The 21,419-nt window shown below is 59.8% G+C and carries 16 protein-coding genes and 1 pseudogene; 14 read left to right on the top strand and 3 right to left on the bottom strand.

Annotated elements, in window-relative coordinates:
* Positions 1-65: 65 nt before the first annotated feature.
* Positions 66-797 carry an alpha/beta hydrolase gene (locus CLV65_RS06615; RefSeq protein ID WP_094690485.1) on the top strand — a complete coding sequence of 244 codons (732 nt, stop codon included), beginning with the start codon at positions 66-68 and terminating at the stop codon, positions 795-797.
* Between the two features lie 217 nt (positions 798-1,014).
* Here the strand turns inward: CLV65_RS06615 and CLV65_RS06610 are convergent, their stop codons facing one another.
* Positions 1,015-1,926, bottom strand: a complete 912-nt coding sequence (locus tag CLV65_RS06610; RefSeq protein ID WP_244902348.1) for a TetR/AcrR family transcriptional regulator — start codon at positions 1,924-1,926, stop codon at positions 1,015-1,017.
* A 309-nt stretch (positions 1,927-2,235) separates the two neighbouring features.
* Between CLV65_RS06610 and CLV65_RS06605 the strand changes: the two genes are divergently transcribed.
* A complete protein-coding gene (locus CLV65_RS06605; protein WP_144441814.1) occupies positions 2,236-2,550 on the top strand; it encodes a hypothetical protein in 315 nt (104 codons plus the stop codon).
* Between the two features lie 232 nt (positions 2,551-2,782).
* Complete coding sequence (ftsY, locus tag CLV65_RS06600; protein WP_094690428.1) at positions 2,783-4,114, top strand: signal recognition particle-docking protein FtsY; 1,332 nt, start codon at positions 2,783-2,785, stop codon at positions 4,112-4,114.
* A gap of 44 nt (positions 4,115-4,158) precedes the next feature.
* Here ftsY and CLV65_RS08745 read toward each other — a convergent pair whose 3' ends face one another.
* Together CLV65_RS08745 and CLV65_RS09120 are read right to left on the bottom strand one after the other, a co-directional pair.
* The gene (locus CLV65_RS08745) at positions 4,159-4,344 is read right to left on the bottom strand and encodes a hypothetical protein (protein WP_144441815.1); all 186 of its coding nucleotides are present in this window, start codon (positions 4,342-4,344) and stop codon (positions 4,159-4,161) included.
* A 74-nt stretch (positions 4,345-4,418) separates the two neighbouring features.
* Complete coding sequence (locus CLV65_RS09120; protein WP_275542116.1) at positions 4,419-4,550, bottom strand: hypothetical protein; 132 nt, start codon at positions 4,548-4,550, stop codon at positions 4,419-4,421.
* Positions 4,551-4,750: 200 nt separating this feature from the next.
* On the opposite strand from CLV65_RS09120, the gene CLV65_RS06595 reads away from it, so the two are divergent.
* The 11 genes and pseudogenes from CLV65_RS06595 (at position 4,751) to dnaB (CLV65_RS06545) (ending at position 21,395) form a co-directional block, all read left to right on the top strand.
* The gene (locus tag CLV65_RS06595) at positions 4,751-6,037 is read left to right on the top strand and encodes an ammonium transporter (RefSeq protein WP_094690429.1); all 1,287 of its coding nucleotides are present in this window, start codon (positions 4,751-4,753) and stop codon (positions 6,035-6,037) included.
* A gap of 1 nt (position 6,038) precedes the next feature.
* The gene (locus CLV65_RS06590) at positions 6,039-6,377 is read left to right on the top strand and encodes a P-II family nitrogen regulator (protein WP_094690430.1); all 339 of its coding nucleotides are present in this window, start codon (positions 6,039-6,041) and stop codon (positions 6,375-6,377) included.
* A 1,295-nt stretch (positions 6,378-7,672) separates the two neighbouring features.
* Positions 7,673-9,508, top strand: coding sequence for a [protein-PII] uridylyltransferase family protein (locus CLV65_RS06585; RefSeq protein ID WP_094690431.1), 1,836 nt, complete (start codon positions 7,673-7,675; stop codon positions 9,506-9,508).
* Positions 9,509-9,718: 210 nt separating this feature from the next.
* On the top strand, positions 9,719-10,324 hold the full coding sequence (locus CLV65_RS06580) for a TM2 domain-containing protein (RefSeq protein ID WP_094690432.1): 606 nt from the start codon (positions 9,719-9,721) through the stop codon (positions 10,322-10,324).
* A gap of 658 nt (positions 10,325-10,982) precedes the next feature.
* A complete protein-coding gene (locus CLV65_RS06575) occupies positions 10,983-11,231 on the top strand; it encodes a hypothetical protein (RefSeq protein ID WP_144441816.1) in 249 nt (82 codons plus the stop codon).
* Between the two features lie 249 nt (positions 11,232-11,480).
* On the top strand, positions 11,481-13,082 hold the full coding sequence (locus CLV65_RS06570) for a YncE family protein (protein ID WP_144441817.1): 1,602 nt from the start codon (positions 11,481-11,483) through the stop codon (positions 13,080-13,082).
* 311 nt (positions 13,083-13,393) lie between these two features.
* A complete protein-coding gene (gene dnaB / locus CLV65_RS06565; protein ID WP_420848375.1) occupies positions 13,394-14,824 on the top strand; it encodes a replicative DNA helicase in 1,431 nt (476 codons plus the stop codon).
* A gap of 60 nt (positions 14,825-14,884) precedes the next feature.
* Positions 14,885-15,181, top strand: a pseudogene (locus CLV65_RS06560) (Mur ligase family protein); the annotation flags it as partial.
* Positions 15,182-15,269: 88 nt separating this feature from the next.
* The gene (locus CLV65_RS06555; RefSeq protein WP_094690435.1) at positions 15,270-17,306 is read left to right on the top strand and encodes a hypothetical protein; all 2,037 of its coding nucleotides are present in this window, start codon (positions 15,270-15,272) and stop codon (positions 17,304-17,306) included.
* Between the two features lie 381 nt (positions 17,307-17,687).
* The gene (locus CLV65_RS06550) at positions 17,688-19,625 is read left to right on the top strand and encodes a hypothetical protein (RefSeq protein ID WP_144441818.1); all 1,938 of its coding nucleotides are present in this window, start codon (positions 17,688-17,690) and stop codon (positions 19,623-19,625) included.
* Positions 19,626-19,964: 339 nt separating this feature from the next.
* Positions 19,965-21,395, top strand: a complete 1,431-nt coding sequence (gene dnaB / locus CLV65_RS06545) for a replicative DNA helicase (RefSeq protein ID WP_094690437.1) — start codon at positions 19,965-19,967, stop codon at positions 21,393-21,395.
* The last annotated feature ends 24 nt before the right edge of the window (positions 21,396-21,419 follow it).

Raw genomic sequence — 21,419 nt, 5'->3', positions numbered from 1 at the left:
CCAGTGAATCCCACAACGTGGGGGATGGCAGCGGTCTCCCGGGCAGCCACGACAGCGCGACGAGAATGAACGGCGCGGCGGGATTGATTGGCCGCGAATCCGATGTGATACCCGGTCGTTTTGGCGATCCACTCGAGGTGACGCACGCTGAATGGTCGCAGGACGGCGGCAAACGCAATGAAAAAAGACCGCTGTTCCTACTGCTGCACGGCTGGGGGTCGAGCGCTGCGGACATGCGCGAGTTCTTCGCCGGCTATGTATCGCCGTTCTCGGATTATGTGGCGTTGCAAGCGCCATTGCATTTACCGGGATATCCGGCCGCTGGCACATGGTTCCACGATTGTGTGCCAGCTGGTGAGGACTTGGACCGTGATGCATTTGCTGCGGCGAGTGCCATAGATCAGTGGGTCGCTGCCAATGTGCCCGCTGACCGCAAGGTGATTCCGCTCGGCTTCTCGCAAGGCGGATTGCTGGCGGTGCATCTGCTGCGCGTGGATCCCCAGCGCTATGCGGCGGCGGTGACGCTGTCGGGCTTTCTCGCCCCCGGTGTAGTGCCGGGCACAGCGCCGGGTGATGAGGAGCTGGCGCAGCTTGACACCAGTGTGTTTTATGGCGTGGGGCTTGCCGACACGTGCATCCCGCGCTACGAAGCCAAGGCGTTCGCCGCGTGGCTTGAGGAACACACATATCTGAAGATGTGCGAATATCCGGGGCTTGACCATTCCATTTGCATAGATGAGGTCGATGATTTGCGCGAATGGCTCGTGGGGATCGGCGCTGACAGCGGCCTGCGCTGACGGCGGTCTGTAAAACGGCGGTTTGAAAACAGCGACCTGTGCTGACAGCGGCCTGCGACAACAAGATGGGCACGGTAAGACAGGCGCGATGAAATCGGGGCGAATCGGGTCGCGGTGGCGTTTGCGCTGTGGATGCATGATCGCGCGGCGTCAGGATCCCCGTGATGATGCGAGAACTCGTGCCGGCGCTGGAATCCTTGTCAGCTGTGATCCCTGGTCAGTTGTGGTTCTCGTCGTCGGTGTCCAGATCGTGGAATGCCTCTTCCACTTCTGGATCAATGTCAATCCCGGGGTCAACGGAAGTGTTGGAATCAGCGGGGTTTGGGGCAGCAGTGTCGAGGTCTGCGGAACCGTCCGCATCAGCCGCAGCATTCGGCGATGCCTCCAGCGCATCATCGCCGTGGTTGCTGTGACGCTTCGCCGCCTGCCGGGCCTCTTGCTTCGCTTCCTTGAGCGCGCGCTTGTGCTCGCGGGCCTGTTGCTTCTGCTCCTCCTTCTGTTCCTTCGCGCGCCGCGCCTCAGCCTCCTTGCCTTCGAAATACAACTGCGGCTTCGCATCGATGCCTCGCATGCCGTACCATGCCATGTTCACGATATAGGCGGCGAGCTCCTCCTTGCTTATATGAGGATTGTCTGCCCACAGCTGGGCGCTGAACACCGTAAGTCCCACAATCATGTTCGCGTAGTACGGCGCGCCCTTCGTGGGTAGCTTGGCGCGTTTGAAGCTTTCGTCAAGCATCTTCTCCACCTGCACGCTCACCGTCATCAGCAACGTGTTGAGAGATCCAGTGGGGTCGGTGCTGGGCGAATCGCGCAACAGCACATGAAAGCCCTCGTTGTGCTCTTCCACGTACGTGAGGAATGTGAGCACGCCGCGCTCCATCGTCTGGCGCTCACTTGTGGGGTGGTGGGTGAAGAAATCATTGAGGGATTCCGACAGCGTCTGCAGCTCGCGGTCCACCACAACGGCGTACAGGCCTTCCTTGCCGCCGAAATGTTCGTAGATGATCGGCTTGCTGACCTTCGCAGCGCTCGCGATTTCCTCCACGCTCAGCGTATCGATGCTTTGCTCCGCGAAAAGGTGCCGTCCCACGCGGATCAGCTGCTCACGACGTTCATATGCAGACATTCTGGAAGTGCCCATAAACCTTTAGTGTAGTGGCTCATCTGGGGCGTAGTGGGGTATCTGGGGGAGCAGGTCTGATGGTCGGTGGCGATTGCGATTGCTTTGATTCGAGGGGTTATCGGATTCGGAGGTGGATGGTGGACGAGGCGAAATGCTGTGTTTCACGTGAAACATTGAAAAGCATTGATTGTTTCACGTGAAACCTGGCGAGGGGCGGGGCGGGTGGAATGTGAAGATTGCGCGAAAATAGTATGAAATTGGATTGGATTCGAGCGGTTTTCCACAGTATCGGGCAAACTAGAGGGTATGGCCTTGGTTCTTACATTGTGGGGGGTGGGGCTCGTCCTCATCGCCGTTATTGTGCTCGTTGCGGCTCATATGCAGTCGCTGAAGGAAGACGCGCCGCGCAAAAGCAGCGACCCGGCGTCGAATCCTTCCCGTGCTCCGCGCGTCGCCGGAGCCAACATTTCATTTGCGCCCACGGCGATGGGTGAGTCCAACGAATCCGATTCAGATCAAAATAACCCTGTGTTTCTGGGGCAGACCTCGTCGGTGGTGGAAGTGCACAACTTCCGCAATGGCACCAAGCAGAAGGCGCGGGAGGCTCGCGGTCGGCAATCTCAGTGATAGCGCCGATATGCCGTCTGCGGCTGAATGCTGCGGTTCGCTGACGGATGACACTGCACGGTATCGAATGCTGCACAATATCGAATGCTGCACAGTGTCGAATGCTGCACGGTGTCGATGACGCTGCACAGTGTCGGGCGTCGCACTTGCCGGCGCCGTGGCCGGTCAAAATTCGCAGTTGGTCCAATTCACGGTTGGGCCAATACTGCTCAACATTTAGGGAGGGATAGATATGCCATCGCAGGCTTTGATATGGATTATCGTGGCGGCGGTCGTTGTAATTGCGGCGGTCGTCTGCCTGGTCGTCTGGAATTCCAAGAAGTCACGCGCCCAAAAGTCGCAGTCTGAGGAATCGCAGTCCGAAAAGGTACAGTCCGAAAAACCGCGCGCTGAGAAGTCGCAGTCCAAGGAATCTCCGGCACCGCAGCCCAGTGGCGCGCAACAGATCGCTTCACAAGACGCTGCCGCGGCTGGTTCCGCTGAGTCCGCTGAACCTGCCATCGGTTCCTCAGCTGAGACCTCGGCTGAGGAACCAGCCAAGGCTGCCGAATCCGCGGAATCTCCGGAATCCGCGGAATCTCCGGAATCTCAGGAACCTGCGGCAACCGCCGCCGTTAAGCCAGCAGAAAGCCCGGAAGGCAAGGAATCACGACTCACTCGTCTGCGCTCGCGGCTGTCCAAGAGCGCGAATCCGTTCGGCAAGGCGCTGTTCAACATCCTGACGAAAGACAACCTGTCGGAAGCCGATTGGGAAGACATCGAAGACACGCTGATTCTGGCGGATGTGGGTGCCGAAACGTCAGCGCAGATTGTTGATGATCTGCGTGCCGACGCCCGCGTGCATTCCAACAAGGACGCGTCCGAAGTGCGTGCCACGCTGCGCCGTATGTTGCTCGAGCAGGTTGGCGAAGACACCGATCGCAGCTTGGCCGCCGAGCGCGCGGATGCGCATAAGCCCTCCGTCATCATCATGGTGGGAGTCAACGGCACGGGCAAGACGACAACCGCTGGCAAGCTGGCGCGTCTTTTCGTGGCGGAAGGCAAGTCCGTGGTGTTGGGCGCCGCCGATACGTTCCGCGCGGCGGCTGCCGACCAGCTGGAAACGTGGGGCAGCCATGTGGGTGTGCCGGTGGTGCGCGCCGACCATGATGGCGCCGATCCGGCATCCGTGGCGTTCGACGCGGCACAGAAAGCAGTGGATTCCCAGGCCGACGTGCTCATCATCGATACCGCGGGACGCTTGCAAAACAAGGCGAACCTGATGGATGAGCTTGGCAAGATCCGTCGCGTGGTCGAGAAGAAACTGCCGGTCGACGAAGTGCTGCTCGTGCTTGACGCAACCACTGGACAGAATGGCATGGTGCAGGCGCGCGTGTTCTCCGAGGCAATCGGTGTGACCGGCGTGGCACTCACAAAGCTCGATGGTTCCGCCAAGGGAGGCATCGTGATTTGCGTGCAGAAGGAACTGGGCGTGCCGGTCAAGCTCGTCGGTTTGGGCGAAGGGCCGGATGACCTGGCGCCGTTTGACCCTGCAGGGTTTGTGGACGGCATCCTCGGCGACTAGCGCTCTGCTGGCGTTTGCGCTCGCGGTGCTCTTTTCCTGCGCTTTTAAGTGCTCTTGGCCTGCTTGAGGCCAGTGCTCGGTGAGTGCTCGGTGAGTGCGATGCATCTGAGCGCGATGCGCCTAAGCGCGATACATCTGAAACGGCGGCTCCATGCGAATTGCGTGGAGCCGCCGTTTGCGTATCCGCTCGTCCTCCTCGTTCCGCCTTGCCTTTCTTCATCTACTTTCATCTACCTTCATCCTTTCTCACCTACCTCGTTTCACCCTGTCCTTTCTCTCCCACCTCGTCTTTCTTCACCGTTTTCTATCCCCCTTCTCTTTTCTCTCCCTTTTTCTCTCCCTTCCCTCTCTTTTCTCCTCTCCTCTTTTCTCCTTCTCTTTTCTCTTTCTTCCTTCTCTTCCTTCCTCTTCCTTCTCTTTTCTTATCCTTCCTCATCCCTCCTCGTCCCTCCCGCTCCTTCCACCCGACGCGTGTTTCATTTTCGCAACAACCGTAACCCGCGCGTTACATAACGAAACTTTCCAAGAAACGGTTCCCAAGCAAGATGAACTTGTTTTGTATGACTGGCGGCGAATGCGCGATGGCGCATGTTTTGCGTACCGCCGCCGGGTAAGGCATGAGAGGAAGGAGCTCTTATGGATTCTGGGAATGCCGCATGGATGCTGGTATCCGCCAGCCTTGTGTTTTTGATGACGCCTGGTGTGGCGTTTTTCTATGGGGGCATGGTTCGCGCCAAGGCAGTGCTGAACATGCTCATGCTGTCCACGGCTGCGCTGGCAGTGACCGGCGTCGTGTGGACGTTCTGGGGTTGGTCCATTGCTTACGCCGGCAACGATATCGGCGGAATCTTCGGTGATCCGGGAACGGGCTTCCTGCTTCATGATGTGATCACGACGGACAATGGCATCTACACGTCAATTGATACGAATGCCACCACATACCCGCACATCATCGATGTCGCCTTCCAGGTCACCTTCGCCATGATCACCGTGGCTCTCATCACCGGCGCAATCGCCGAGCGTGTGAGATTCAGCACGTGGATGCTGTTCGTGGCGCTGTGGATCACATTTGATTATGCTCCGATGGCCCACATGGTCTGGGGCGGCGGTCTGCTCTCTCCGACCGGTGCGATTTCTCAGTGGATCGGCACGGCTGCTCATGATTTCGCAGGCGGCACCGTCGTGCACATCAACGCCGCAACCGCAGCCCTCATCGTCGTGCTCATCATCGGCAAGCGCAAGGGCTTCGGCAAGGAGCCGATCAAGCCTCACAATGTGCCGTTCGTCATGCTCGGTGCGTTCCTGCTGTGGTTCGGCTGGTTCGGCTTCAACGCCGGCTCCGCATTCGCCGCCAACGGCACCGCTGGCTATGCTTGGGTGTCCACCACCGCCGCGACGTCCGCCGCAACGCTGGGCTGGCTGTTCACTGAACGCGTGCGCACCGGTCACTTCACCGCCATCGGCGCAGCGTCCGGCATGGTTGCAGGCCTTGTGTGCATCACGCCTGCCGCTGACGTGGTTTCTCCTCTCGCCGCAATGATCATGGGCGCCATCGCTGGCTGCGCCACCTGCTGCGCCTGCTCGCTCAAGTTCCGCCTCGGCTACGATGACTCGCTCGACGTGGTGGGTGTGCATGGCGTCGGCGGCTTCATCGGCACCGTGCTCATCGGCTTCTTCGCTGCTGGCACCGGCCTGTTCGAAGGCGGCGATTGGCGTCAGCTCGCTGTGCAGATTGTGGTTGCTCTGTGCGCCATCATCTACAGCGCGGTCATCACCGGCATCATCGCTTTCGCTCTCCAGAAGACCGTCGGCTGGCGTGTCTCCGAACGTGACGAAGTTATGGGCATTGATATGGCAGATCAGGGCGAACGTGCTTACGATTTCGCTGGAATGTCCACTGCGATCCTCAAGGAGGTGAAGTGAGATGAAGCTGATTACCGCAATCATTCAGCCCATCAAACTTGACGATGTGAAGGCAGCCCTTGCCGCCGTTGGCGTGCACGGCATCACGGTTTCCGAAGCGAACGGCTACGGCCGTCAGCACGGTCACACCGAGGTGTACCGCGGCGCTGAATACACCGTTGACCTTATCCCCAAGATTCGCGTCGAGGTGCTTGCCGATGACGCGGATGCGGTCACTCTCGTCGACGTCATCGTCAAGGCAGCCCAGACGGGCACCATCGGCGACGGCAAGGTGTGGGTTGCGCCGCTCGACTCCGTCACCCGCGTGCGCACCGGGGAAACCGGTTCCGCCGCCATCTGACGGGGTTCTGGCGGGGCCGGGTCGGTTTGGCGAGCGTGCGGGCGTTGCGCGGCTGACCGGCGGCCGGCTGTCTGGTGCGCGCAGACCGGCGACGGCTGGCGCCGCCGGCCGGGCTGGCAATCTGCGGTCGGGGCTCTGCGGACTGACAAGGTCTGCTGGCGGGCAGCTGCCAGCCAGCGGGCGGCGAAGCTGCCAGCCTCTTGAAAAGCAGGCACCTCCGGTTGCGGCGATACGTCCGGGCTGATGTGCTGAAAACCTGGCGTGACCGCCAATTACTAGACGTGGCGGGCGTGGCGTTGATTTCCTCCTTCGTTCACGCTGTCGTCCGTCGCCTCGACGCCGTTTCTTTCGTCCGACGTCGATTTTCGAAGGCTCCCGTGAGCGCAACACGGGAGCCTTTTTATGTGTGAGCGACGGCTGGCACATTGGGGTGTGCGTTGGCGTGGGGGTGCGCAGGATTGGCTTGTTTGCTGGGGTTCCTTGCGAGGCTGGCGTTGTTGCGGCGGTTATGTGTGAGCGGTCGCTGGCACATTGGTGCCTGAGGTTGGCTTGCTGGGTGCGGGTGGTGCGGGGAGCGGCTTGTTTGCTGGGTTCTGCGGTCGTGGTAGTTCCGGAGGGATGGTTATGTGCGAGCCGTGGCTGGCACATAGTGGGCGTTGGTTGTGTTGCGTGGTGGGAGCGTGGTTTTTTGCTGGGTTGTGTTCTTGGCGCGGGGTGCTGGCGGGCGTTATGTGTGAGTGGCGGCTGGCACATTGTAGGTGTTGGTGGGTGGATGGTTTTGGGATTGGCTTGTTTGTTGGGTTCCTTGTGCGGTGGGTTCCTTGTGCCGGCTATGTGCGAGCCGTGGCTGGCACATAGCCGGCGTTGGTTGTGTTGCGTGGTGGGAGCGTGGCTTTTTTGCTGGGTTGTGTTCTTGGCGCGGGGTGTCGGTGGGCGTTATGTGCGCGTGGTGGCTGTCACATTGGGGGTGTTGGTGGGGTGGATGGATTTGGGATCGGCTTGTTTACTGGGGTTCCTTGCGAGGCTGGCGTTGTTATGGCGGTTATGTGTGAGTGGTGGCTGGCACATAGCACGGGGGATCCCAGTCGCGGGTCACTTTGTGTGAGTGGTGGCTGACACATTGTGGTCGGCATGGGGTGCCGGCATGGGGTGCCGGCTGTCACATTGCCCCTCCGGCTGCGGCGCTGCGCGTGGTACGAGATTCGTGGTGGGACGTAACGCAATGGTTCGATAACGGTTGCGATAATGAATCGAAGAACGAGAAAGCGGGCGGCGCCCGTGGAGAGCGAGGCACGATGGCAAGCGCGGTGGATGGACTGAAGGATTCGCTGCTGGCGATGAGCGGCTTGGATGCCGACGGCGTGTATCGCGAGGGGCCCACCAAGCGAGAGCAGCGCTCGCAACTGGTGTTCACCGCACTGCGCCGCCTGTGGAATGAGGCGATCGAGCAAACCGCCGCCACCGCTGCCGAGCATGGCGAAAACTGGGAGCAGCCGCATGGCATCGGGCTTGCCGCCGTGGGGTCACTGGCCCGCCATCAACTGGGGCCTTGCTCAGACTTGGATCTCGTTGTCATGTATGATCCGCATGAAGTCGACGAGTCGACGGTGACTACAATCGCCAACCATTTGTGGTATCCGCTATGGGATTCCGGCCTCGACCTTGACCACTCGGTGCGCACGCGTCAGCAATGCGAGGCCGTGACTGATTCCGATCTTCCGGCCGCGATGGGCTGGCTGGATGTGCTGCCGGTGGCGGGCGACGTGCAGGTGGTGCAGGAGACCGCGGAATCCATATTGCAGCGTTGGCGCAAGGCCGCGACGAAGAGGCTTTCAGAGCTGGAGCAATCAGCGGATGAACGTGCCGAGCGCTTCAGCAATCTGGCGTATCTCAACCAGCCTGATGTGAAGCAGGCGCGCGGAGGTTTGCGCGATTCCGTGCTTGTTTCCGGTCTTGTGGCGTCGTGGCTCGCTGATCGTCCGCATGAGGATGAATACCGTGAATGCGTCGAAAACCTACTCGATGTGCGTGATTGCATTCAGCTGGTATCGCACCACGACACCGACTTGCTGCTGGGCGATTTTCAACCGCGCGTGGCAGCGATGATGGGACTGGCCGATCCAACGCTCGAGCCGGATGCCCGCGAGGCGCAAAGCATTGAAATGCTGCAGACCAGGCTGGCGCATTTCGGGCGGCATATCGCGTTCGCGCTTGATTCCACCATGTCGCACGCTAAGCACACCGTCACGCATTCGCACAAGCGATTTGCGTTCTTCCAAGGTAAGCGTTCCAAGCCGAAGTTCACCATACTGCTGCCTGACGCCGCCGAGCTCGAAGGCGAGGTGGTGCTCGCCCCGGGCGTGAAGCCTGCGGAATCCCGTAATTTGGAACTGCGCGTGGCTGTTGCCGCAGCCGAAAACGGTCTGCAGATCGGTCCTTCCACGCTGCTCCAGCTGCGGCAATGTCCGGTGAGCGCTCGGGACTGGGATGACGAGGCGCGCGGGCTTTTCTTGCGACTGCTGGGAAGCGGCGAGCGGCTGCCGGATCTGTGGGAGAGCTTGGATTACGTGGGAATACCTGGCGCATGGATGCCCGAGTGGCTCGGTGTGCGCAACCGTCCGAGTGCGTCTGCGATACATCGTTACACCATAGACAGGCACATGGTGGAGACGACTTCTCGTATACCTGCTGCGTCGCCGCAGGGGCAGGAGTATGACGAGGAGCATCGGTCTGCGCTTCTGTTAGCGGCAATATTGCACGACATCGGCAAGCGGCCGGGCGTGACCGACCACGCTGCGGAGGGCGAGCGCCATGCCGCCGCTGTGTTGGAACGCTGGGGTTATGCGGAAAACGTGCGGCGGATGGCGCTTGTGTTGATTCGGGAACACCTGACGCTGTCGCGCTATGCGATGAAGCGCAGCCCCGATGATGAGGCGGCGGTGAGCGAGCTTGCTGAGGCAGTGGGGCGCGATCCGCTGATGCTTGACATGCTGTTTGACCTGACGCGAGCGGATTCCTCGTCATTGGGCGCAACCAGCGGCGAACTCATCTCGAAACGTCAAGGGTGGAGCGAATGGCGCGCTGCGCTCGTGGGCGCCATGTATAACGCCGCTCGCGCCCGCTGCCGGTAGTGCGCGAAACCCGAGGGGAGCGGACCCGTAGGGCGCGGAACGAGGTGGCGCGGAATGGTGCTCATGCCCAGTGGTGTCAGCGATTGTTGTTCGATACAATGATGTTGGTGCTCGCCATGTGCCCGAGGCATAAGGTGCGGAGATGGCGCATCGATGATGGCGGTATGGCGGTCTGGGGCCGCACTGAAAACATACTGAAGGAGAGAGATCATGACTGATTCAGGTTCCAGCGTTCCCGAGGACGCAGTGTCGGGCAATTCGCAGCCGAATTATGGGCAGGTATCTGATTGGCAGGCTCAGCAGGCCGGATACCAGCAGACGCCTTACACGTCGTCCGGGTATTCCCAACAGTACGGGCAGACCTACGCCTCGTCCGATTCTTCGCAAACTGGATATTCGCAGAGCGGCAGCGGCCAGCAGGGGTATTCGAACGGATACGGGCAATCTGGCTATGCCGATACCAGCTATTCCCAGCAAACCTACGCTCAGCAACCGTATGCCGATGCGCAATCCGGCTATGGTTATTTCTCCCAGGGGTATTACCAACAGGGGTATTACCAAGCGCCGGTGAGCGCAACGCCGCTTTCCGACAAGTCAAAGGTTGCCGCCGGAGTGCTTGGCATTCTGCTTCCCGGTCTGGGGGCTCACAATTTTTATCTGGGCAATACGGGCAAAGCAGTGCTGCAGCTGGTGTTGTCGATCGTGACTTTCGGAGTGGCAAGCATTTGGGGGTTCATCGAAGGCATTCTCATCCTGAGCTCGTCCACGGGAAGCAAGTGGCACCAGGATGCTTCGGGGCGTGAGCTGCAGGACTGATTTCCTCGGTGTGTGGTGCTGTCGTGGCGCCGTTATAACGCCATGATGGTCTTTTTCTCTGCGCGGTTGCTCGGGCGGCGCGCAGTGTGAGCGGATGAGCTATTGCCGCCGGCGGTACCGAGTTGCTGCGTGCGCGGATGACCTGCAGGTAGGGGCGGTCATTGGTTGGTTGCGTCGGCGGATGTGTTTGTGCGTGTCGGTGTGCGTTGATGTGCATTGATGGTTGTTCTAAGTGTGGATAAGTTGTCGGATTGTGTGTGAATGCACTTATGGATTCGTTCGGTTGTTTGTCGGATTGAAGCGAATCGCCGTGAGTTTTCATCATTTGTGCGCAACTGTTGAAAAATGGACGTATGTTAGCGCAATCTGTTAAAAACTGTGCTTATTTGCAATGTTCTTGTGCTTTATGAACGGCGGGTAAACAGTTTGAACGGGCGGATCCGGCTGTGTAATTCAGGATGATACGCGACTAGCACGTTTTTTCATGATGTAATTCCACAATTGAGTTATCCCCGTACGTCCACAAGTTATCCACCCGGTTTTCCACATGATGTGGATAAAAAACATCAGTTTTCCACACCATGTGGGTGGAAATGTGGATAACTTTAAATTTTGTCCACTGTGGACTCCCGCGCGTGTCGCGTGTGGAATGTGATGAATGTTACAAAAGAACATTCCTGTTCGTGACCTATCCCATAAATGCACATTCATGTCATGGCACTTCCGTGACGATATCAATGCAACGGGTGCCACGCATCCAAATTACTTGCGCTTCGAATACTGCCGCATGAATACCTCGGATCAGTGGAGCCATGCAAGAGACAACAGCGGGCATGGCATCGAAAACCCATTCATTGATATGGGTTTCCAGTACGGCGGTACGCCTGATGTACGGTTATTGATTTAACTGCACGCGAGTAGACTGGGATACCAGTATCAGTAAGGTGGCTGTGAAAGGAGAATCGTGGAAGGCAAGCATGGTCCTGGCTTGAGGCGTGTGAGTCTGCTGCGGGGCGCGCTGCGACAAAGAGCCCATGCCCTTGCGTGCGGCAGGGGCTCTTTGCCACGTGCGGCGCTCGCTACCGTGCTTGCTTTGGGCTTGTGCTTGGCGAGCGTTGCTTGTGTTGGCGGCGCCCGTCCTGCTCATGCTGATGAGATGTCCGTTCCCATGACCGCCGATCGCAAACTTGCGGTGCAGCAAGACGCGCCGTGCTTTAGCTCTGGGCGCGCGTCATCTGCGGTCATGTCTGCGGATGGCAGCACCATTTACGTTTTCGACAACGACGGAATGATTTGCAAAATCAACGCATCGGATATGAGCGTGGTGCAAACTGCCCAGTCGGAAGCGACATATGAGAGCGCTGATGAAGAGCAAGCCTCAGTCACTCCTGACGGCAGCCGCGCTGTGGCACGTATTGGCAGCAGCCTCCTTGTTGTTGATACGTCGGATTTGAGTTCGCGAGTCATACATGCAAACGGCGATTACGTCATCACGTCGCACGGCGCCACCATTACTTCTGTAGACACTGATGAAGAATCCAGCGGTTCAGGACGCCAGCAGTATCTGGATGTGTGGAACATCGCCGATGGGAGTCTGGCATCGCGTAAGCCTGTGGGGAATCTGGTAGCGAATCTCAAGGTGCAGTGCATCTCGCCCGACGAGAAGACCCTCTATGCAACCGGCTCGGTCAGCGATTCGAACGCTGCTGGTGACACTTCTGCTGCCGAGGTTGTTGCCATAGACACGGCGACCGGTGCGATAACACGGATGGGTGTGGAGACTGAGCAGTTGCAGTGGAACACCGTGTCGGGCTTCTTGCACACTTTTCCGACTGTGCAGCACCTGCCAACGTTGGTGCTGGAAGCGCTGCCAAACGGCGAGCATAACGATACCGCGACAGCGAGCCAAGGAGCGTCTCAGACGGCGGCAACCGATTCAGAGTCGTTATCTGATAAACCGTCATTCGACCCATTCTCTGGGGATGTGTGGGCGATCGACACGAATATGCGCACTGCGAAAAAGGTGATGACTTATGAGGTCGTTGAATCCAATGCGGCGGACACAGCGCATGGCATTGCTCCGGTTGTGATTTCCCCTGATTTCTCGAAGTGCATGGTGCAGGAGAAAGACGGGTGGGATGTTGTGTCGATGGATGATTGGAAGGTCCTTATGACAATTCCGCCGGGGGATTACAGCCGTTGGGGATTTTCTCGTGGCGGGAATCTGGTATACGGTTTCGATGGAATCAACGTCCAGGAGACGCATTCCGCTAACGCCGCGGATTCCATTGGGAAATACCAAGGAACCACGATGGGCGTGACGACAGCCGATGTGTCGACAGGCGAAACGGTGGCTCAGAATATTGATGCGTCCGCATGGGGAAGCCGAGGCATTCCATACATCGAGCAGAAGTATGCCGCTTACTTCAGCTGGGCTCAGATATCAGCCGATGGCAAATGGTGCTATGCGATGTACTACACCATGACGGCGGTGTTGAACCAGGGGGATACTGGTACTTCAGGTCTTTTAAAAATTCCGGTACTGGATGAGGCGGATTTCAAGGATGCGCGGAATGGCGAACAGGCATCTGCGAAAGACAGCGGGGACGCCGCCGCGGTGGCGAATTCACGTCGGGATGTTGCATGGCGTCGTGGCTGGGTCGTTGGCATTGTGGCGGTGGCGGTAGCTGTGGGTGTTGTGGCGACAATGGTGATTGTGCATAAGCGCCGCAAGGCTAATGCGGCGACTCGCCGATGAGGTGACGCAGATTGCCGCAGATTGCTTGCATGCCTTCCGTCTTCGGCGACTGATTGGTTGGTTCGCCGAAGATGGAGGTTTGGGGTGTGTTTTGGGTGGGTCTATCCTCCGTCTTCGGCGAGTGGTTGAGAGAGTCGCCGATGATGGAGGTTTGGGGTGGGTTCTGGTGCGGTTTATCCTCCGTCTTCGGCGAATCCAAGGAACGGCGGGGCGAATCCCCGGTGTCGGCTGTGAATCAGGGGGTGACGGTTAGAATCGGGGGTATGAGTTCCCAAGATTTCCCGCCGATGGATGAATCCGGCAGTCTGCCTATGCGACCGGATGTCTCAGACGGCACGCCGCATGGCAATTCCCGGAGGTACTCGCGTTCCGCGAACGGCGCGCGGGACGACCGCCCGGATGCTACGCTGTTCGACCGGGTGCCCCCGCATGACGACAATGCTGAGGTGGCGGCGCTTGGAGGTATGCTGCTGAGCAAGGATGCCATCGGTGAAATCAGTCAGATTCTGGAACCGCAGGACTTTTATCAGCCGCGCAATCAGATGATTTATCAGGCGATCATCACGCTGTTTTCCAATTCGGAGCCAGTGGATCCCATCGTCGTCGCCGAGGAGCTGCACAAGCGTGGGCAGTTGGAGAAGGTGGGTGGTTCGGATTACCTCGCTCACCTCGCCGATGCGGTGCCTACTGCCGCCAATGCTGTCAGCTATGCCGAGATTGTGCACCAGAAGGCGGTGCTGCGCCGTGTCATCATGGCGGGCACGCAGATTGCTCAGCTGGGTTACGACGCAGGCGGCCGCAGCGCTGAAGACATCGTGAACCTCGCGCAGGCTCAGATGTATGAAGTGGGCGTTGGCCGTGTGCGGCAGGATTACATGCCAATCGGCAGCGTGGTGGAGGAGACGCTCAACACCATCCAAAACATCCAGGACGGAACGATCAACCGCGGCGTGCCTACGGGTTTCCGCGACATTGATGATGTGACGCAAGGTTTGCAACCAGGGCAGATGATCATTGTCGCAGGCCGCCCGGCAATGGGTAAGTCCACGCTCGCCGTTGATTTCGCGCGGTCGGCGGCCTTGCACCACGGGCTCGCCACCATCGTGTTCTCGCTGGAAATGAGCAAGCTGGAGCTTTCGCAGCGTATCATCGCCGCGGAATCCAGCGTTCCGCTCGGGTTGCTGCGCGACCCGCGCCAGTTGACGCAGCAGCATTGGCAGCAGCTGAACGTGTGTGCGTCTAACATTGCAGACAAGCCGTTGTTCCTTGATGATTCACCCAATATGAGCCTCATGGAGATCCGCGCGAAATGCCGTCGCTTGAAGCAGACGGATGACTTGAAGCTTGTGGTTGTCGATTACCTGCAGCTCATGAGTTCCGATCATGCGGTCGAGTCCCGCCAGCAGGAGGTCGCGACGTTCTCCCGCGCGCTGAAGCTGCTCGCCAAGGAGCTGGAGGTCCCGGTGGTGGCGTTGTCGCAGCTCAACCGTGGTGTCGAGGCGCGTGCCGATCGCACGCCTATGCTGAGCGATTTGCGCGAATCCGGCTCGATCGAGCAGGATGCTGACGTCGTGTTCCTCGTGAACCGCCCCGATGTGTATAACAAGGATGACAGACCCGGCGAAGCGGATATCATCATGGCAAAGCATCGTAACGGTCCGACCGCCACGTTCACGTTGGCGTTCGAGGGTGCGATGTCGCGGTTCCGTGACCTGCCCCAGGATTACCAGCAAGGCCTGTGACGCGGCGATACAGAGGCAACACAGGGGCAACACAGAGGCAACACAGAGGAAGGACGGCACATGGTGTCTCATGCACTCATCCCTACGGTTCTGACGCCAGCGGTGGGCAAGGCTGTGCGCGCCGCAGCGCGCCTCCGTGGCGGTGGCACCGCATTCCCCGGCAAGGTGGTCGAGAAGCTCGACCCAGGCTTTATGGCGCGCACGCTGGGGCAACTGCCGTACGGCGTGGTGCTCGTCTCGGGGACGAACGGCAAGACCACCACGACGCGCATCATCGCCTCCGTGCTGGAAAGCTTGGGATTGCGTGTGTTCACGAATCCCACAGGGTCGAATTTCACGCGTGGCGTCGTCTCCGCTACGGAGGCACCCCTGAGGTGCGGTTGCTGATGTAGCCGAACGCTGGTAGCTTGGGAGTATCAACGAGGTCATTGTGAAGGGAAAAGCTATGGGATGCAAGCATGGTTTTGGCTGGGCGGAACATGAGGGATCGCTCCGCAATGTGGGGCGGTTTCTGGGAACATCGCTCGCAGCCATGCTTGCCGCCTGCCTGTGTGTGACGATGTGCCTGGCGGGCGCCTTTGCTGGCACCCGCCCGGCATTCGCCGAAGGGGTGAACGCGACATCGGACCGGAAGCTGGGAGTGCTGCTCGATGCACCTTGCTTTAACAACGACAATGCATTGTCGGCGGCCATGTCGCCGGATGGCGACACCATCTATCTGTTCGCGACGGATGGGATGATTTGCAAGGTCAATGCTGATGATTTGACTGTGGAACAGACCGCCCAGGCGCAGGTGCCGGCATCGAGTTGGTACAACCTCGAACAATCAGCCGTCTCACCGGATGGGGAGTATGTCGCTGTGCGTATCGGCTACAGCATCCTGCTTGTGAATACCTCTGATTTGAGTTCACGCATCATCGATGCATCGGGACGGTATGTCTTCACAAATGAGGGCAGGACGCTCATGACAATTGACGGCAAGACCGATCCGCAAGCGCACGGAGGCACGGTGAGCATCGATGTGTGGAACACGTCCGATGGAAGCCAGGTGTCGAGAACCCCCGTGACCGGACTCCCCGGTTTCCCCTGGGTGCAATGCATTTCTCCCGATGAGAAGACGATTTACGCATATGTCGATGGCGAGACGTCATCGCAGCGACATGTTTATGCGATTGATGCGGCAACAGGCGCTGCGACGGACATGAACATTACGGAAGCCGGGGGAGACCCGGGGATAGTGCAAGGTGCGTTGGTCTATGCCGCGAGCGTGAGACATCTGCCCACCTATGTGGTGGAATCAAGACCGTCGGATGAGCAGTCTGGTGCTGCTGCGACTGGTTCCGCGACTGGCTCTGCGACCGATGGCGCAACGGATTCGGCAGCGGTGACCAATGCCGCGGCTACCGCGAACGTGGCGAAGAACGCCGCGAGTGGGTTGTCCACAGACATTTCCGGAGCCTCGCATGCCGAACCCGTGTCAAGGGAATCGAGCAATTCGTCCGATTCCCCTGACGGTGGCTCTTCCCAGTCGCCTTCAACGAGCGCGACGCAGGACGCCACTGCGATGGGCGATGTGTGGGCGATCGACACGAACGCGCGAACCGTGCAGAAAGTGCGCAGTTATGAGACCGATGCTGCAAATCCTGGCGACATGGTGGTGATGTCGGCGGACTCCTCTCTGTGCCTGCTGGCGGAGAAGGACGGCCGCAAGTTCGTCTCCACGTCGGACTGGAAGACGACGGGCTCGGTGCCGGGCAAGGATCCGATATTCGTCGATTTGTCGGATGATGGGAAGCTGGCGTATTCAGCCTCTGCCATTTCATCGCAAAATGTGCAGGCCAATGATTCGACGGACGACGCGAAAAATCAGGGGACCACAATGACCATGACCACGACGGACACGGCCACCGGCGAATCGGTGTCCCAATCCGTGGATGCGTCGGCTTGGGAAGATAACCGGCATTACGTCGAGGGCGATTTCTCCCCACAGGTCATGTGGGCTCATCTGTCCGCGGACGGCACATGGTGCTACGCGATGTATTTTTCCAGGATTCCTGCAAATGACGGGCAGACCGGTGCCTCCGGCCTGCTGAAGATTCCGGTGCTGGATGCCGCGGGGCTGCAGGCCGCGTTGCAGAGCGAACACGAGTCGGCGGCGGATGGCGGCGGGGATGCAGCTACTGCGGTGACGGATCCGCGTCAGGATGCGGCGCGGCGGCGCGGCGTGATTGCCGGCGTTGCGGCGATTGTGGTTGTTGCGCTGGCCGTGGTGGTGGCAGTGGTCGCGGCGAAGCGCCGCAAGGCCAAGGCGGCGGTCGTGGCGGCTGATAGGTCTGAACCGACTGGCACGGCTGGCGCGACGGCAAGCGAAGGCAGTGCGGCGGCTGCGACAGATGGCGTGGCGGATGGATCGGCCTCCGAACCTATGGATGCGCCGGCGGCTGATTCGGTAACAGGGGATTCACAAGAGAGGACGTTTTGAATCTCGTAGGGGATTGACCTAGCGCCCGCAATCGGCGCGCTGTTCGTGGTGCACCGGTTGTGGATGTTAGGACCTTGATTTTCGCCTGTCTGTCCTCCGTCTTCGGCGCCGGATTATTGGGGCGCCGATTGCGGACGTTGGGACTTCGGTTTTGTGGTCGGTAACGTCCGTTTTCGGCGCCGGATTATTGGCGCGCCGATTGCGGACGCTAGGGCCCCATTTTTCGCCGGTTTATCCTCCGCCATCGGCGCCTCCTGAATCCGGCGCCGCTTGCGGACGTTAGGCGGTCTGATGGAGGCGGCAGCGCAGCGGGGTGACGTGTGTTTGGTTCCGGAGTGATAGGCTGAAGCCGATATATCAGAGTAAGTGAGGGGAAAAGCTATGGGATGCAAGCGTGGTTTTGGCTGGGCGAAACATGAGGGATTGCTGCGCAACGCAGGGCGGTCTCTAAAGGCGTCGCTCGCCGCCATGCTTGCAGCCTGTCTGTGTGTGACGATGTGTCTGGCGGGTACTTTTGCTGGTACCCGCCCGGCATTTGCCGATGAGACGAATAATGACGCGTCAGCCCGCAAGCTGGGAGTGACGATTAATGCACCGTGCTTTAGCTCGATGCAGGCGATGTCCGCAGTCTTGTCGCCGGACGGCGGCACCATTTATGTTTTCGCCAACGATGGGATGATCTGTAAAATCAATGCGGATGATTTGAGCTTGGAACAAACCGCCCAGTCGGAGGCGGCATTCGATGGTTCCCCCTATCAGGATCAGGCGTCGATTACCCCCGATGGCAGCCACGCCGTCGCTCGTATTGGCAGCAGCCTGCTCGTGGTGAATACGTCTGATTTGAGCTCGCGAATTATCGAGGCGAACGGCGACTATGTCATCACGTCACAAGGCAGCACCATCACTTCTGTAGATCGAATCAAAATCGGTGATGACTCGTACACCTCCCAGTACTACATCGATGTATGGAATATCGCCGATGGAAGCCTGGTGTCGCGAAAACCGGTAGGGGAGCCGGTCGCAGTCAAGGTCCAATGCATCTCGCCCGATGAAAAGACGCTGTATGCCACCGTTCCGTCCGGCGATGCAAGTTCTGCTGAGGGCATCGGTGTCGCAGATGTCGTAGCCATTGACACGCAGACCGGAGCAATGACGCGGCTGGGTGTGAAGACCAACAAATCTCAGTCATTGACTCGAACGGGCTTCTTGCATACCTATCCGATTGTGGAGCATATGCCGGTTCTGGTGTTGGAGGATTCGCCCACCAGCGGGAAGAGCGACGCGGCGACATCATCTCGCTCGGCATCATCCGATTCCTCGGATTCGGACAGTGAGGATTCGCGTTCCGCTTTTGTGGGTTCAACATCCGGGTCTTATACGGGGAATGTGTGGGCAATCGATACGAATGCGCGCACCGCGAAGAAGGTAATGACCTACGAGGCGAATGCGTCCAATACGACGTTCGCCACAGTCGGTACTGCGCCGATTCTGATGTCTCCTGATTTCTCGAAGTGCCTAGTGCAGGAGAAAGACGGCTGGGGTGTGGTGTCGACAAGCGATTGGAAAACGCTCACGACGATCTCGCCGGGCGATGATAGCCGTTGGGGGTTCTCTGGTGACGGGAATCTGGTGTATGGCTTTGGCGGAATCAACGTTCGAGAAGCGAACTCCTCGATGAATTCGGCTGGCAAATATCAAGGAACCACGATGAACGCGACGACGGTCGACACGGCAACTGGCGAGACTGTGAGCCAGGATATCGATGCATCCGCATGGCGGAGCCAGGATGGCCAGTACGTTGAGCAGCAGTTCGCCGCGTATTTCTCGTGGGCCGAGACATCGGTCGACGGCAAATGGTGCTATGCGTTGTATTACACCATGTCGCCCTTCATGAATGAAGGCCATACGGGTTTCCCGGGTCTGTTGAAGATTCCGGTGCTGGATGCCGCGGGGTTGCAGGCCGCTTTGCAGAGCGAACAAGGGGCGGCGTCGGATGGCGGCGGGGATGCAGCTACTGCGGTGACGGATCCGCGTCAGGATGCGGCGCGGCGGCGCGGCGTGATTGCCGGCGTTGCGGCGATCGCGGTTGTTGCGCTGGCCGTGGTGGTGGCAGTGATTGCGGCAAAGCGCCGCAAGGCCAAGGCTGGCGTAGCAGCCGGTGGCGAGGTGACTGTGCCTGCTGACGGGGTGGCAGGCAGGGCAGTGTCCGACGCGGCGGTGGCCGAGCCGGCAGCTGCTCCAGGCGGCGCGGTTGCGCCCTCGGAATCTGAATCTCGCCAAGTGGATACGGACCAAGGTCCGTCGAAGGAATCTCTCTGATTCCGTAGCTGCGGACCTTGGGGATTCCCGTTGGGGCTCCCGCCTACGTTCCGTCTTCGGCGCCCGGATTATTGGGGCGCCGAAGGCGGACGTTAGAGGGCGGATTTTGGCCGGTCTATCGTCCGCAATCGGCGCCGGATTGTTGGGGCGCCGGTTGCGGCAGTTTGGACCCCATTTTCCGGCGGTTTAACCTCCGTCTTCGGCGCCTCTTGGATCGGGTTGGGAAGGGTGGGCGGAGATGGTCAGCTGGGCGCGGAACGGCGCGTGGCGGATGACGCCGCCGTTAGAATCGGGGGTATGAGTTCCCAAGATTTCCCACCGATGGATGAACCCGGCCCCATGACCCCCGCCAATGGCCCGCGGGGCGGTTCGCGCAGCAATTCGAACTACTCGCGGTCGGCGAACGGCGCACAGGGCGGCGACCAGAACGCCGCGCTGTTCGACCGGGTGCCGCCGCACGACGACCAGGCGGAGGCCGCCGCCCTGGGCGGCATGCTGCTGAGCAAGGACGCCATCGGCGAAATCAGCGAGATCCTGGACCCGCAGGACTTCTACCAGCCGCGCAACCAGATCGTCTACGAGGCCATCATCACGCTGTTCTCCAACTCGGAGCCGGTCGACACCATCGTGGTGGCGAACGAGCTGCACAAGCGCGGGCAATTGGAGAAGATCGGCGGCTCGGATTACCTTGCCCAGCTTGCCGACACGGTGCCCACCGCCGCCAACGCGGTCAACTACGCTGAGATCATCCACCAGCAGGCGGTGCTGCGCCGCGTCATCATGGCGGGCACACAGATCGCCCAGCTCGGCTACGACGCGGGCGGCCGCAACGCCGAAGACATCGTGAACCTCGCGCAGGCCCAGATGTACCAAGTGGGCATGGGCCATGTGCGGCAGGACTACATGCCGATCGGCAGCGTGGTGAACGACACGCTCGATACGATCCAGAACATTCAGGATGGCACGATCAACCGCGGCGTGCCCACCGGCTTCCGCGACATCGACGACGTGACGCAGGGCCTGCAGCCCGGCCAGATGATCATCGTCGCCGGCCGACCGGCAATGGGCAAGTCCACGCTCGCCGTGGATTTCGCCCGTTCCGCCGCGCTGCACCACGGGCTCACCACCGTCATCTTCTCGTTGGAAATGAGCAAACTCGAGCTCTCCCAGCGCATCCTCGCCGCGGAATCCAACATTCCGCTCGGCATGCTGCGCGACCCGCGCCAGCTCACCCAGCAGCACTGGCAGCAGCTCAATGCGTGCGCATCGCAATTGGCGGACAAGCCGCTGTTCCTTGACGATTCGCCGAACATGAGCCTCATGGAGATCCGCGCGAAATGCCGCCGCCTGAAGCAGACGAACGACCTCAAGCTCGTGGTGGTGGATTATCTGCAGCTCATGAGCTCCGACAGCGCCGTGGAATCCCGCCAGCAGGAGGTCGCCACGTTCTCCCGAGCGCTCAAGCTGCTCGCCAAGGAGCTCGAGATCCCCGTCGTTGCGCTTTCGCAGCTCAACCGAGGCGTGGAGGCGCGCGCCGACCGCACGCCTATGCTGAGCGACTTGCGTGAATCCGGCTCGATCGAGCAAGACGCCGACGTCGTGTTCCTCGTGAACCGCCCCGACGTGTATAACAAGGATGACAGGCCCGGCGAGGCGGACATCATCATGGCAAAGCACCGCAACGGCCCGACCGCCACGTTCACGCTGGCGTTCGAAGGCGCGATGTCCCGCTTCCGCGACCTGCCTCAGGACTACCAGCAGGGGCTGTGATCTGCAGCCGAGGCTTTACGACAG

It is taken from the genome of Pseudoscardovia suis, assembly GCF_002797875.1.
Lineage (GTDB): Bacteria > Actinomycetota > Actinomycetes > Actinomycetales > Bifidobacteriaceae > Pseudoscardovia > Pseudoscardovia suis.
Note: the sequence above shows the minus strand (reverse complement) of the source record. Positions and strands in the feature narration are given on the sequence as shown.

Bases quoted from the DNA above. Each gene is read 5' to 3' on its own strand.
- CLV65_RS06615 (WP_094690485.1), top strand. From the start codon at position 66: ATGAACGGCGCGGCGGGATTGATTGGCCGCGAATCCGATGTGATACCC.
- CLV65_RS06610 (WP_244902348.1), bottom strand. From the start codon at position 1,926: ATGTCTGCATATGAACGTCGTGAGCAGCTGATCCGCGTGGGACGGCAC.
- ftsY (WP_094690428.1), top strand. From the start codon at position 2,783: ATGCCATCGCAGGCTTTGATATGGATTATCGTGGCGGCGGTCGTTGTA.
- CLV65_RS08745 (WP_144441815.1), bottom strand. From the start codon at position 4,344: ATGAAAGTAGATGAAGAAAGGCAAGGCGGAACGAGGAGGACGAGCGGA.
- CLV65_RS09120 (WP_275542116.1), bottom strand. From the start codon at position 4,550: ATGAGGAAGGATAAGAAAAGAGAAGGAAGAGGAAGGAAGAGAAGGAAG.
- CLV65_RS06595 (WP_094690429.1), top strand. From the start codon at position 4,751: ATGGATTCTGGGAATGCCGCATGGATGCTGGTATCCGCCAGCCTTGTG.
- CLV65_RS06590 (WP_094690430.1), top strand. From the start codon at position 6,039: ATGAAGCTGATTACCGCAATCATTCAGCCCATCAAACTTGACGATGTG.
- CLV65_RS06585 (WP_094690431.1), top strand. From the start codon at position 7,673: ATGGCAAGCGCGGTGGATGGACTGAAGGATTCGCTGCTGGCGATGAGC.
- CLV65_RS06580 (WP_094690432.1), top strand. From the start codon at position 9,719: ATGACTGATTCAGGTTCCAGCGTTCCCGAGGACGCAGTGTCGGGCAAT.
- CLV65_RS06575 (WP_144441816.1), top strand. From the start codon at position 10,983: ATGTTACAAAAGAACATTCCTGTTCGTGACCTATCCCATAAATGCACA.
- CLV65_RS06570 (WP_144441817.1), top strand. From the start codon at position 11,481: ATGTCCGTTCCCATGACCGCCGATCGCAAACTTGCGGTGCAGCAAGAC.
- dnaB (WP_420848375.1), top strand. From the start codon at position 13,394: ATGCGACCGGATGTCTCAGACGGCACGCCGCATGGCAATTCCCGGAGG.
- CLV65_RS06555 (WP_094690435.1), top strand. From the start codon at position 15,270: ATGGGATGCAAGCATGGTTTTGGCTGGGCGGAACATGAGGGATCGCTC.
- CLV65_RS06550 (WP_144441818.1), top strand. From the start codon at position 17,688: ATGGGATGCAAGCGTGGTTTTGGCTGGGCGAAACATGAGGGATTGCTG.
- dnaB (WP_094690437.1), top strand. From the start codon at position 19,965: ATGACCCCCGCCAATGGCCCGCGGGGCGGTTCGCGCAGCAATTCGAAC.